General features: G+C 69.8%; 13 protein-coding genes and 1 pseudogene. 2 read left to right on the top strand and 12 right to left on the bottom strand.

Annotated features, from left to right (window positions below; translation table 11 throughout):
• Nucleotides 1–10 precede the first annotated feature (10 nt).
• The 6 genes from RCJ92_RS12590 to RCJ92_RS12565 all read right to left on the bottom strand — a co-directional run bounded on the left by RCJ92_RS12590 (nucleotide 11) and on the right by RCJ92_RS12565 (nucleotide 3,103).
• The gene (locus tag RCJ92_RS12590; RefSeq protein ID WP_446754738.1) at nucleotides 11–241 is read right to left on the bottom strand and encodes a sensor histidine kinase; all 231 of its coding nucleotides are present in this window, start codon (nucleotides 239–241) and stop codon (nucleotides 11–13) included.
• A gap of 21 nt (nucleotides 242–262) precedes the next feature.
• Nucleotides 263–982, bottom strand: coding sequence for a histidine kinase dimerization/phospho-acceptor domain-containing protein (locus tag RCJ92_RS12585; RefSeq protein WP_446754737.1), 720 nt, complete (start codon nucleotides 980–982; stop codon nucleotides 263–265).
• Complete coding sequence (locus tag RCJ92_RS12580) at nucleotides 975–1,706, bottom strand: response regulator transcription factor (RefSeq protein ID WP_446754736.1); 732 nt, start codon at nucleotides 1,704–1,706, stop codon at nucleotides 975–977. The genes RCJ92_RS12585 and RCJ92_RS12580 overlap by 8 nt, the downstream gene beginning before the upstream one ends.
• Nucleotides 1,707–1,769: 63 nt before the next feature.
• Nucleotides 1,770–2,393: a DUF3060 domain-containing protein gene (locus RCJ92_RS12575; protein WP_446754735.1), complete on the bottom strand. Its 624-nt coding sequence runs from the start codon at nucleotides 2,391–2,393 to the stop codon at nucleotides 1,770–1,772.
• 259 nt (nucleotides 2,394–2,652) lie between these two features.
• The gene (locus RCJ92_RS12570; RefSeq protein WP_346921278.1) at nucleotides 2,653–2,826 is read right to left on the bottom strand and encodes a hypothetical protein; all 174 of its coding nucleotides are present in this window, start codon (nucleotides 2,824–2,826) and stop codon (nucleotides 2,653–2,655) included.
• Between the two features lie 88 nt (nucleotides 2,827–2,914).
• Entirely contained in the window at nucleotides 2,915–3,103 is a 189-nt protein-coding gene (locus RCJ92_RS12565; RefSeq protein ID WP_054821403.1) for a hypothetical protein, read from the bottom strand.
• A 378-nt stretch (nucleotides 3,104–3,481) separates the two neighbouring features.
• On the opposite strand from RCJ92_RS12565, the gene RCJ92_RS12560 reads away from it, so the two are divergent.
• Nucleotides 3,482–3,994: a Dps family protein gene (locus RCJ92_RS12560; protein WP_343833912.1), complete on the top strand. Its 513-nt coding sequence runs from the start codon at nucleotides 3,482–3,484 to the stop codon at nucleotides 3,992–3,994.
• A 118-nt stretch (nucleotides 3,995–4,112) separates the two neighbouring features.
• Here the strand turns inward: RCJ92_RS12560 and RCJ92_RS12555 are convergent, their stop codons facing one another.
• The 6 genes from RCJ92_RS12555 to RCJ92_RS12530 form a co-directional block, all read right to left on the bottom strand.
• Nucleotides 4,113–4,838 carry a glycosyltransferase gene (locus RCJ92_RS12555; RefSeq protein ID WP_446754734.1) on the bottom strand — a complete coding sequence of 242 codons (726 nt, stop codon included), beginning with the start codon at nucleotides 4,836–4,838 and terminating at the stop codon, nucleotides 4,113–4,115.
• Complete coding sequence (locus RCJ92_RS12550; RefSeq protein WP_446754733.1) at nucleotides 4,831–6,204, bottom strand: PIG-L family deacetylase; 1,374 nt, start codon at nucleotides 6,202–6,204, stop codon at nucleotides 4,831–4,833. The genes RCJ92_RS12555 and RCJ92_RS12550 overlap by 8 nt, the downstream gene beginning before the upstream one ends.
• Complete coding sequence (locus tag RCJ92_RS12545; protein WP_446754732.1) at nucleotides 6,198–7,214, bottom strand: acyl-CoA dehydrogenase family protein; 1,017 nt, start codon at nucleotides 7,212–7,214, stop codon at nucleotides 6,198–6,200. The genes RCJ92_RS12550 and RCJ92_RS12545 overlap by 7 nt, the downstream gene beginning before the upstream one ends.
• Before the next feature lie 175 nt (nucleotides 7,215–7,389).
• Nucleotides 7,390–9,063, bottom strand: coding sequence for a urocanate hydratase (locus RCJ92_RS12540; protein WP_446754731.1), 1,674 nt, complete (start codon nucleotides 9,061–9,063; stop codon nucleotides 7,390–7,392).
• A 102-nt stretch (nucleotides 9,064–9,165) separates the two neighbouring features.
• Complete coding sequence (locus RCJ92_RS12535) at nucleotides 9,166–9,951, bottom strand: IclR family transcriptional regulator (RefSeq protein ID WP_446754730.1); 786 nt, start codon at nucleotides 9,949–9,951, stop codon at nucleotides 9,166–9,168.
• 60 nt (nucleotides 9,952–10,011) lie between these two features.
• Nucleotides 10,012–10,923, bottom strand: coding sequence for a carbohydrate kinase family protein (locus RCJ92_RS12530; protein ID WP_446754729.1), 912 nt, complete (start codon nucleotides 10,921–10,923; stop codon nucleotides 10,012–10,014).
• Between the two features lie 213 nt (nucleotides 10,924–11,136).
• Here RCJ92_RS12530 and RCJ92_RS12525 point away from each other — a divergent pair.
• Nucleotides 11,137–12,340, top strand: a pseudogene (locus tag RCJ92_RS12525) (hypothetical protein); the annotation flags it as partial.

Below are 12,340 nucleotides of genomic sequence, written 5' to 3'. Positions count from 1 at the left end.
CCGAGAACTGCTAGGCCGCGGCCGGCGGGTGCAGCGGCAGGCGCATGGAGACCGATGTGCCGTGCCCGTCACGCGAGCGCAGGATCAGTGTGCCGCCGTGGTGGGCCACGATGACCCGCACCAGCGCCAGACCGATCCCGGAGCCGGGCATGTCCCGGGCGTTGGAGGCGCGGGCCAGCTCCTCCAGCACCAGGTCCTGTTCCTCCTCCGGGATCCCGCCACCGGTGTCGGCAATGTCAATGATGAGCGAGCCGTCCAGTTCCTAGGCGGTGATCTCGATGCTGTCCCCGGCCGATGAGTACTTGATGGCGTTGCTCAACAGGTTGTGCAGGCTCAGGCGCAGCAGGTCCGGGTCGCTGAATCGCCGGCAGCGGCCACGGAGCCTTGGGCAGGTGCAGGGAGATCCGGCGTTGTTCGGCGTCCCGGCCCTGGGGTCCTTCGTCCGTGTCATCCAGCACGTCACGCAACAGCTGTTCCACGTCCACTGAACGCGTTCAAGTTGGGCGACCTCCAGCTCCGCCAGCCCGCGCAGGTCCCCAACCAGCCGGGAAAGCCGCCGGGTTTGGGTGGCAACGCTGCCCCAACTGGCCGCATCGGGCAGCTGGTCCTCACTGCCGCTGATCACCGCCTGCAACACGGTCAGCGGATTTTTCAGCTCGTGATCCAGCCGCCGCAGCAGCCGCCGCCGGGCCTGGTCGCCCTCGGAGGTGATCTTGGCCCGCAGGTCCTGGATTTGCCGCTCGGTGCTGCGGCGCTGGCGCAGCACCAGGGCGCAGCCGGTGAAGGCCGCGGCCCCCAGGACCAGCGGCACCAGCCACAGCGGCATGAGGATGGACAGGTCCAATCCGCCGGCCAAGAAGAACAGCAGGATCGCGGCCGCCAGGGCGAGCACCGGGATGCTAAACAACGCGAACAACAGTGCGAGCTGGGCCCCGTCGGCGGCACGGCGGCCGGTGTCGATGGTGGTCCGTACCCTAGCCACGGCGCACCTGCGCGGCCAGGCGGTACCCGTGGCCGGGCACCGTTTCAATCAGGGTGGGGGCCGCAGCATCATCACCAAAGGAGCGGCGGATCTCGGCGATCCGGTGGTCCACCGCACGGGTGGAGACAGCGAATTCAAAGCCCCACAGGGTTTCGAGCAGCCGTTCACGGCTGTGCACCTCGTCGGGCCGGGTCAACAGGTATTCCAGCAGCGTCAGCGCCTTGGGCGTCAAGGTGACCTCGACCCCCGAATTCCATAGCCGCCGTGCCGAGCGGTCCAGTTTTAGGGTGCCCCCGGCGTGTTCGGCCACCAGCACCTGGGCGCTGCCCAGCGACTGGGTGGCGGACTGCAGGCGGCGCAGCACCGCCCGGATCCTGGAGAGCAGCTCCTGCGGGGCGAAGGGCTTGTTCAGGTAGTCATCGGCTCCCTCGTCCAGCGCCGCCGAACGTTCGTCGGCCTCCCCGACCACTGTCAAGAGGATCACCGGGGTCCAGTCCTCGCGTTCACGCAGGGTGCGCAGCAGCGCCCTGCCATCCAGGTAGGGCATCATCACATCCGAGACGATGACCGACACCAGTTGGCTCTCCAGCAGCTGCAGTGCCTCGGCGCCGTTGCCGGCGGTGTGCACCTCCAGTCCGCTGCGGCGCAGGTAGCCGCCCAGGGTGGCCAAAATGTCCTGCTCGTCATCGACGAGCAGGACCGAGGCGCCGTCGCTAGCGCTCATGGGCGAAGTATCCTTACCGGTGGGCGGGTGGTGGACAGGATCCCAGCCTATTGAGCTTGCGGCCTAGAGATCCAGTTCGGCGCTGCCCACCGCGTCGTGGCGCAACACGTTCTTGGACCCGTGGTTCTCCACATCCGGGTCATCCTCATAGGCCGGATCCCAGCCCACGTGGTTGCCCGAACCGCTGACCTCCACGTTGTCCAGGTCCAGCACCGCGATGACGTTGTTGTTCCCGCGCACCATCAGGTCATCAATCTCGGTGGCGGCAATCACCAGGTTGTCCCCGCTGACCACCACGTCGTCACAGTCGCCGGTGATGTTGATGACCGTGTTCTTGTCCTTGATGTACAGGTCATCGGCGTCGTTCTGGCCATGATCCTCATCCAGGCACTCCAGCTTCCTGGCGGCGTTGGAATTGATGCTCTTGAAGATTTCCGAGAAGCTCGCCTCCTGGGCGCCCGTCGCGGCGGGGCTGGAAGAGGTGGCCGCCGGGGCGGAGGAGCTGGGGCTCGGCTGCGCGGTGGGGGACTGGGTGTCCTGCTCCGGGGCCGAGGGGCTGGTGATCGGTCCGCTGGAGGTTTCGGTGCCGTTTTCCGGTTGCACGCTCACACAACCGCTCAACCCGGCGGAGGCGAGCAGGAGGACCGCCAGCGAGAGCCCCGCGCTATGCATTGTCTTCTTTTCCACGGTGAACGAGTCCTTATCGTCAAGGCGGGGATCCCGCCAAAATCAATCTTTCTACCCTTGAGCCTATGGAGTTTCGGTCCTGGGCAGGTCGCACCGCTGTTTCAGGGTTGTCGCAGTTTTGCGACAGGCGATCTTCACGCAGATAGCGGGCCGCAGACGAAAAAGCGGCTGGCACCAGTGTCCTGGTGCCAGCCGCGCCGACCATCTGCCGGTCACACTCGTAGGCAGGTGGAGACGGTAGCCGTGGGTTTTTCGGGGCCTACGATTCGTCGGCGTGCGCCGGGGTTGCGGTCGCCGCGCCCTGGTGGGTGGCGCCGCCCTCATCGGTCCAGTCCTGACCGATGTCATCGGAGAGCTTGGGGTCCGAGACGTGGTCCTTCAGCTTGGCGTCCTGCTCGTTGGCCTTGTCTTGGTTGTTCGAGGTGTTCTGCATGAGCCGTCCTCCTGATTCCGTGTGGTTGATTCAGCATCCGCGCCGGTCCGGTGTCCGCCCGGCGGGCAGATCCGGCGTTGGCCCGGTTCTAGCGTTCCGGCTGGGTTTCCGGTTCCGGTGGCGGTGGCGGGGCAGTGGGATCCAGCGGCGGCTGGGTCGGCCCGGTCGGGTCGGTGTGCGGTTCCGGTGGGGCCGTGGGGTCGCTGGGCGGTTCCATGGGCCCGGTCGGGTCATGCGGGGTGACCGGTGGCTCGGTGGGATGTCGGTGTCCGAACATTGTGTCCCTCCTTCGTTCTGCGGCGATCCAGCGGCGGCGGGCTGCCGCCCCCCTGGTGCCGGAATCGATTGGACTAGCCACGATACTGCCCGCCCCGCAGCCAACCCGCATCCAAAAGTGCATTCCATGGGGATTGCCAGTATTGGCCAAAGGCGTTCCCAGCAGGCCTTTCCCTGCCTGCTTCCGCAGGAACGCGCGGCTTGCGGAACGGTGGAGGAGGTGAACAACCGGGTAAAACCTTGGAAGCAGGTGAAAGAACGGGACCGAGGTACACATCCCGGGCGCGGAGGGTTAGAGTTCAAATTAGGGCCCTTGGCCGTAACCGCCAAGGGTTGTTGGAAAGCAAGTTGAAGTGACCACCTGAAGGGGGAGCAAACCTTGTCTGATTCCGTAAAGAAGACACCAGCAGGGAAGACCAAGCGGGAAAACGCCGAGAACGGTTTCGTCGCCACCGAGGAGCTGCGTGACGCCCTGCAGTCCGTCCTGGTGAACCTGATCGACCTGCAGCTTGTGGGCAAGCAGGCGCACTGGAACATTGTGGGCCCGAACTTCCGCGACCTGCACCTGAACCTGGACGAGGTCGTGGACATCGCCCGCAAGGGTTCAGACGAGATCGCCGAACGTATGCGGGCATTGCACGCCACCCCGGACGGGCTGGTGGGCACCGTATCGAAGTACACCGAGTTGGAGCAGCCCACGAACGGCGAGATTCTGACCACCAAGGCCGTGGACCTGATGGTCGACGCCGTGCAGACCACGGTGGGAGTCATGCGCCGGGTGCATGACGCAGTGGATGAGGCCGACCCGACCTCGGCTGACATCCTGCATGAGTACATCTCGCAACTGGAACAGCAGGCCTGGTTCATCAGCGCCGAAAACCGCAAGCCATAACCCGGACAGGTTTTCCGGCTCTGGCCAGGGGCCAGTTTTTCGCGGCACGTCCCCTCGTGGGGCGTGCCGCTCGCCGTCTGCGCAAGTTGTCACCCGCACCAGAGCCGGCCGTGGGGCCTTAGCGCCCCAGCAGCGCGCGTGATTCCAGGCCCGCCAGATAGTCCGCGAACCCGCCCTGCAGGCGACCGGTCAGCCGGCCGGAAGTGACCACCGGGATCTGGGCGGTGGCGTGCAGCCGGGCACCGGCTGCCCGCAGCCGGCGCACCAGGCCCACATCCTCATGCGCGGTGACCGGTTCAAATCCGCCGGCGCGCAGGTAGTGGGCGGCATTGAATGCCAGGTTTGCCCCGTGCACGTGCCCGTGACCGGGTTCGGGTAGGTAGTGCTGCCGCCACTGCCGGTAGCGGTGGGGTTCCAATTCCTTCTCATCGGGTTGCACAGTGCCCAGCACCGCGTCCGCGCCCTGGGCCGCGGCCAGCAGCACCGTCAGCCAGTTGACCGGCACCCGGCTGTCGGCGTCGCTGCACGCCACCCAGGTGGCCACCGGGGAGGCGCCGCTTAGTTCCAGGGCTCGTTGGACCCCGGCCGCGCGGCCGGCCCCGACGCTGCCAAAGTTCCCAGGCAGCGCATGGAAGCGGGCATCGGCGCGCGCCCAGTCGTGCACCAGCTGACCGGAGAGGTCAGTGCAGCGGTCCAGCACGAGCACCGCATGCAGTTCCACCTGCGGCGCGCACTGGGCGAAGCGGTCCATGGCGGCCGCCAGGTGGGCCAGGCAGGCGGGCAGGTGTTCTTCTTCGTTGTGCACCGGGATCACGATGGCCAGTGCCCGCAGCGGCTCATTCATCGGTTCCACCCTTACGCCGGTAGATCTCCAGCAGGAAGTCCGGTTCGCGGTGTTCGACCACCGGATGCCAGCCTGGCAGTTCCCGGGCCATGGCGTGCACCGTTTCCCCGTCCAGCGTCCAGCCCCGGATCGGGTGCAGCCAATGGCAGAGCACCAGTTCCCCGTCGGGCGCCATCTGCCGGTCACAGTGGGAGAGCAGTTCGGCCAGTTCATCGGCGGCCAGGAAGTAGCCGGTCTCGCTGATGACCACCAGGTCCCAGCCGTCCTGCTCCGTCGGCCACTGCTGCGGTACGGTCGCCTCACGCACCTGGGCGTGGGGCAGGTGGGCCAGCCGGTCACGGGCCGTGGTGACCGCGGTGGCGCTGGCATCCAAGCCCAGGAACCATTGACTGCGTTCGGCGAGCGCTGCGGACAGCTCCCCGATGGAGCACCCGACTTCCAGGGCCTGGCGGTAGCCGTCCCGGGCCAGGCTGGCCAGCAGCACCTGGCGCTTGCGCCGTTCATAGTCGCTGGTGCGGTAGTCCCATGGGTCTTCGCGCTGCTGGTAGAGCTGTTCGAAGACCTGTGGGGCGTCGCTGCCCGAGTGCGTGTTGGCGGGGGTGTAGCGCAGGACCTCGGTCCCGTTGCCGAAGTGGGCGCTGAACGCGGCGCTGAGCAGCACCTCGTCCCCGGGCTGGTCGGACAGCGGGGCCACCTGGGAGCGGTGGGCGGCCATGGCCGCGGCCTTGGCCTGCTGCTGCGCTTCGCTCAGCTGTAGGCGGCGCCAGTGGCGCCACCGGGAGTCCTGGTCTGGTTCGGCCCAGTGCCAGTACCAGAGCGGGAACTCCAGCAGCGCCAGCCCGTGGCGGCTGGCGGCCTCGGCGGCCAGGCGGCCCAGGGTCTCATGGTCGATGTGCCCGTCGCCGCGGTAGGTGGAGGCCAGCACCGTGGCGGGGCCGGCCAGTGCCAGCTCCAGGGCGTCGGTGATGGCCTTGGCGTGTCCGGCCAGCTGGCCATCGGGCAGCCCCAACACGTCCCAGGTCAACGTGCCGTGCGTGGTGGCCGTGGCATCCAGCTGGCGCAGGGCGTCGCCGATTTCCCGGCGGCGGATGGCGGCCAGCTGTTCGGGGCGGTGGGTTGGGGAGTCAGGGTGGGAGGCTTCTCCGGCGCTGCACACCAGCACGTGCACTGCGGCGCCGCGGGCCAGGCACTGCTGGATCAACCCGCCGGCGCCCAGGGTCTCATCATCCGGGTGCGCGGCCAGCACCACCAGGGTGCCGCCGGCGCCGGGCAGGGCCTGCTCGTCCAGTTCCCCCAGCCGTTGCCGGCCGGCCGCCCGCCAGGAGCTGGCGGGAGTTCCGGCGTCGCGGTGGTCGAAGCTCACCATGGCCCACCGGCCTGCAGCACTTGGCCGCCCAGGGCGGCGTCATCCCGGGCTCCATGGTGCTGGCGCAGGTAGATGCCCAGGTCCGCGACCCGGCGGGCGTGCGCGTCATCCCCGGCCAGGGGGCCGGGGCCGGTGGCTTCGGGGACCATGGCCAGCAGCCGCTGGCAGACGGCGGCGACGTGGCCGCGCACGGTCAGGGCGTCCGCCCAGTCCAGCCGTTGTGCATCGGCGCGCCCGGCCGCGTTGGCGAGCGCCAGCCCGGCACCATGCAGCAGCCGGTGCCCCTCGCCGAGCCAGGACAGGGCCAGCTGGTCCGGTTCGCGGCGCTGGGCGGAGGCGAACAGTGTCCGGTACAGGCCCACCGCCCCGCCAAACCAGCAGGCGGCCACCCCGACCGCGCCGACGGCGAAGCCCGGACGGTCCAGGTACCACCCGACGGCGCCGATGGGCTGGGCCGGTACGGCGGTGAAGTGCACGCTGCCGCTGGGGATGTGGGCCAGCCCGCGGCTGTGCCAGGTGCCCTGCTGCACCTCGACGCCCGCATCGCTTAGCTGCACGGCAAAGATCCGCCGGCCCTGCGTGGTGTGGGCGCTGACGATGGCCCGGCTCAGGTTCCCGGCCAGGGAGCACCAGGGCTTGGTGCCGTTCAGGTGCCAGGTGTCCTCGCCATCCTGTTCGGCGGTGAGCAGCTGGTGGGGTGCCTCGGCCGCGTAGACGCCCCAGGTGCTGCCCGCAGCCCACTCGTGCCCGGCCTGGCGCAGGATGGCGGCCGCGTCCAGGTGGGGTTCGATGGTGCGGGCGGCGGCCAGGTCAATGGCGGCGATGGTGGCCAGCCATTGCCACAGCCCGGCCGTGTTTCCGGTGCCGGGCACCGGCGGGATGCCGGGGTGCGCACTGAGCACCCGCAGCAGCGGTTCGGGGTGGCCCTGGCAGTGTTCGGCCGCGGTGAGCAGTTGCCCGGCCGGCTCCCAGTCCAACGGATCCGCCGGTGCGGCGGGGTTCAAAACCACGGTCTGCACGCCCCCTGGGAGCACCTGATCACCTCATGTTCGCGTCCTGCAATGTGGCACCAGTGTGCAACATCAGGTGCCCGGCACTCCAGCGCTCCCATGGAGGATTCAGCAAGCCCGCGAGTCAACCGCCAACTGGCGGGCCGGTGGACCGGGGGTTGGCTGGGCTGGGCGGTTAGGGCATGGGGATGCGCACCCCGCGTTCGGCGGCGACCTGCCGGGCCCGGTCGTACCCGGCATCCACGTGGCGGATCACGCCCATGGCCGGGTCGTTGGTCAGCAGCGCCGTCAGCTTCGCGGCGGCCAGCTCGGTGCCATCGGCCACCGAAACCTGCCCGGCGTGGATGGAGCGGCCCATCCCCACCCCGCCGCCGTGGTGGATCGAGACCCAGGTGGCCCCGGAACTGGCGGCGCTCAGCGCGTTCAGCAGCGGCCAGTCCGCCACCGCGTCCGAACCGTCGGCCATCGCCTCGGTCTCCCGGTAGGGGGAGGCCACCGAACCCGAATCCAGGTGGTCGCGCCCGATCACGATCGGCGCGGAGACCTTGCCCTCGGCCACCAGCTGGTTGAACAGCAGCCCCGCCCGGTGGCGCTCGCCGTAGCCCAGCCAGCAGATGCGCGCGGGCAGGCCCTCGAATTCAACGTGCTCGGCGGCCGCGTCCAGCCAGCGGTGCAGGTGCCCGTTCTCGGGGAACAGCTCCTTCAGCGCCCGGTCGGTGACCTCGATGTCCTTCGGGTCCCCGGACAGCGCCACCCAGCGGAACGGGCCCAGCCCCTCGCAGAACAGCGGGCGGATGTAGGCCGGCACGAAGCCGGGGAACGCGAAGGCCCGCTCATAGCCGCCCTTGCGGGCCTCGTCGCGGATGCAGTTGCCGTAGTCGAACACCTCGGCCCCGGCGTCCTGGAAGCCGACCATCGCCGCGACGTGGCGGGCCATGGAGGCCTGGGCCTTCTTGGTGAACCCGACCGGGTCGGCCTGTGCCTCGGCGTGCCAGGCCTCCAGGGTGTGCTCCACCGGCAGGTAGCTGAGCGGGTCGTGCGCGCTGGTCTGGTCGGTGACGATGTCCACCTGCAGCTCACCACGCTGCTGGCGTTCGAGCAGCTGCCCGAACACCTCGGCGGCGTTGCCCACATAACCCACCGACAGCGCCCGGCGTTCATGTTTGGCGGCCATCACCTTGGCCACCGCGATGTCCAGGTCCAGTTCCACCTCATCGAGGTAGCGCTTGGCGGCGCGGCGGCGCAGCCGGGCTTCGTCCACGTCCACGATCAGCACCGCCCCGCCGTTCAGGGTCACCGCCAGCGGCTGGGCCCCGCCCATCCCGCCGCACCCTCCGGTCAGGGTCAGCGTGCCAGCCAGGGTGCCGTCAAAGCGCTTGCGTCCGATGGCGGCGAAGGTCTCAAAGGTGCCCTGCAGGATGCCCTGGGTGCCGATGTAGATCCAGGACCCGGCGGTCATCTGGCCGTACATCATCAGCCCCTCGGCCTCCAGCTTGCGGAAGTGCTCCCAGTTCGCCCAGTCCCCGACGAGGTTGGAGTTGGCGATCAGCACCCGCGGCGCCCACCGGTTGGTGCGCAGCACGCCCACCGGCTTGCCGGACTGCACCAGCAGCGTCTCATCCTCCTCCAGGTCCTTGAGGGTTTGGATGATCGCCTCGTAGGCGGCCCAGTTGCGTGCGGCCTTGCCGGTGCCGCCGTAGACCACCAGATCCTCGGGGCGTTCGGCGACCTCCGGGTCCAGGTTGTTCATCAGCATGCGCAGCGGCGCCTCGGTGGCCCAGGACTTGGCGCTCAGGGTGGTGCCGCGCGGGGCGCGGATGGTGTGCGGTGAGTGGGACGTGGTGGACATCTAGGCTCCTTTGCGCGGCGGATGTGCTGTTGCCTCCATCATTGGCCATCCGCGCCGGCAGTGACACCGCTCACCGGCCGCTGTTGTCCGGGATCCCGGACTCTACCGCCGGGTGGTGGACCGCCGCCCGTGCAGCCGGGCGGTGAACTGGTCCGCCGTGTGCTTCAGGTCCTCCAGGATCCCGGCGCGCTGGGCCTGGTCCACCCGCGCGCCCAGGAACGTGACCGCCAGGGCGGCGGCCGGCCAGCCGCTGCTGTCCAGGATCGCCACCGCCAGGGAGTGGAACTCCTCGGTCACGTCCCCCTGCTCCACCGCGTACCCGCGCTCGGCGGTGAACTGCAGTTCACGGCGCAGCGAGGCGTAGTCGGTGATGGTGGTGCTGTCGGGGCTGCGGCTGATGAAGCTGGCCGGGCGCGGATAGAGCGCACGCACCTGGGACTTGGGCAGCTGGGCCAGGATCGCCCGGCCCGAGGCGGTCAGGTGCGAGGGCAGGCGCACCCCCACATCGGTGACCAGCGAGGGCCGGCCCTTGGCGCGTTCCTCCACGATGTACAGCACATCGGCCCCGTGCAGCACCGCCAGGTGCGCGCTTTGGCCCACCTTGTCCACCAGCTGCGCCACCAGCGGGGCGCCCAGGCGCGCCAGCGGCTCCTGGCGGGTGTAGGCGCTGGAGAGCTCAAAGGCGGACAGCCCCAGGCCATAGGCCTGTTCCTCCGGGTAGTGGGTGGCGAACCCCTGCTCGATCAGCACCCCCAGCAGCTGGTAGACGGTGGAGCGCGGCAGCTGCAGCAGCGTGCAGATCATCGCGGCCGGGGTGGGGGACTTGCGGCTGGCCAGCAGCTTGAGCACCCGCAGCGTATTATCCGCCGCCGGAACCTTACTGGCCACGCCCACCCCCGGGCATCGTGCCTGCGGCACGGCGGGCCGGGGCAGCCGGTGCACGCACCGCTAGTTTCCCCGCTGCAGCGCGCGGTGCAGCTGCTCGCCGGTGGGCGGATTCGCCCCGGAGCGGGCGACGGTCAGCGCGGCACTGGCCAGCCCGGCCTGCAGCGCGGTACGCACCGGCTGGGCCGCGGGACCCTCGGGTCCACCGGTCAGGGTGGTGGGCAGGTCCGAGGTGAGGATCGCATCGAGCAGCCCGGACATGAACGCCGCCCCGGCGCCCACCGTGTCCACCACCTCGGTGGCCGGGGCCGGCAGGGCGAAGCTGTCGGTGGCGGTGCGCGCCTGGCAGCCCAGGGCCCCGCGGGTGAGCACCACCAGGCGCGGACCCAGCTCCAGCACCCGCTCCAGCACGGCGGCCGGCCCCAGCTGCGGGTAGAGCCAGGAGGCATCGGATTCGCTGAGCTTGACCACGTGGCTGCGGCCCATCATGAACCCGACCGCCTCGCGCACGGCCGCGGCGTCGTGCGCCAGCTCCGGGCGGATGTTCGGGTCGTAGCTGCGCAGCTGGTGCGCCGGGGACTGGGCGAACGCCTCGCGCACCTTGCTGGCCCCGGGCTCCAGCCAGGCGGCGATCGACCCGGCGTGCAGCAGGTCGGTGCGCGGGGGCACCACGTCATCGGGCAGGTTCCAGTTGATGTTGAAGCGGTAGCTGGCCCGGCCCTGAGCGTCGAGCTTGACCTGGGCCTGGTTCGTGGCGACCAGGCGCTGGGTGCCGTCGGCCAGCGTGACCCCGGCCGCGCGCAGGTGCCCGGCGATCAGGGCCCCGTGCTCATCGAGCCCGAACTCGGTGTGGAAGCTGACCTGGTGGCCCAGCCGGGCCAGGCCCACGGCCACGTTCAGCGGGGAGCCGCCCGGGTAGGCCCTGCGTCCCACCACGTCGACCAGGGATTCGCCAATCACAGAAATACGCGCCATGCCTCGATCCTATGTTGCAATCTATGTCCGCGATACCCGGACGCTGTAGTGCCCGGCATCACACAGTGGTACCGTGGCGCTCGAGGCCCGCGGGCAGTGCAGACCCTGCGGCGCCACCACGGGCCAAGGGAGGGCCACGAGCGCAACACGGGCGGCACAACCATGCTGAGGGCCGGTCCACCGGCCGATGAGGGCACCGAAGGGAGCGGGAAGATGTCCGAGGAACGGATCGAGGAACTGCTCACGCTGTGCGTATCCCTGCCCTACGGTGAGCAGCGCAGCGAACTGCTTGAGGAGGCGCTGGCCATGGCCGAGCAGAGCGGGCAGGAGGACCTGGAATACCGGGTGCGGCTGCTGCTGGCCGACGCGTGCGCCATGGCCGGGGACAGCACCGGGCTGCTGGGCAACTTTCGCTGGTGCCTGGACCGCTTCGCGTCCAGCCCGCAGCGCTTCCCGGCCGATCCCGGGGACGGGGCGGACCTGTTGTGGCAGTACAAGTGGATGCCGGCGCTGCTCAGCTCCGACCCGCAGATCCCGGCCGCCGAACTGCGCCAGCTGCTGGTGGAAATGGCCGGGCACTACCGCCAGGCCGGGGCCGGGCTGAGCGCGGTGCACACCGCCGGATTTGAGATGGCGCTGGCCAACGGCTGGCTGGAGCAGGCCGCCGGGGAACTGGCCGCGCTGGAGGAAACCACCCCGGACGCGTACTCGCACTGCGAGGCCTGCCTGCGCTCCAGCATCATCAGCTACCACCTGGCCACCGGATCCCAGGTGCTGGCCCTGGCCGAACTGGACGAGCTGTTGGCCGGGGGAGAGAGCTGCGGGCAGGAACCGGAGCACGCGATCGGCGCCTGCCTGCTGGCGCTGCTGCGGGCCGGGCGCGGGGCGCAGACCAAGGCCCTGCACATCCGCAGCTACCAGGCGGCGCGGCGCGAACCGCAAAATCTGGGGCTGGCCGCCAGCCACATCATCTACCTGGCCGCAACCGGGAATCTCACCCGGGCGGTGCAGCTGGTCGAACGCCACCTGCCGCTGCTGGCCCGGGACCCGATGGCCCAGCGTGAACACCTGCTCTTCCTGTGCGCGCTCGGGCTGACCTGCCAGAAGCTGGGGGAGCAGCAGCTGGGCGGGCTGCCGATCAGCGGCAGCAACCTTGCGGAGCTGGACGAATTCCTGGGTCGGCACGCCACCGTGCTGCCGGCCGACGTGCTGGCCCCGCTGGCCTGGGCGGCGGCCCGCGAACTGGCCGGACGCTTCGATGAACGCAACGCCAACACCGTGATGAGCGAGCAGGTGGATAAGATCACCGCGCTGGCAGCCGCCGGCTGGGACCTGGACTGGGAGTCGGACAGCTCGCTGTCCCCCACCCCGGTGCCCGCCCCGTCCAACGCCGCCGGATGGCTGAGCCGGGCCCGGG

It is taken from the genome of Glutamicibacter sp. BSL13 (assembly GCF_052928425.1).
Note: the sequence above shows the minus strand (reverse complement) of the source record. Positions and strands in the feature narration are given on the sequence as shown.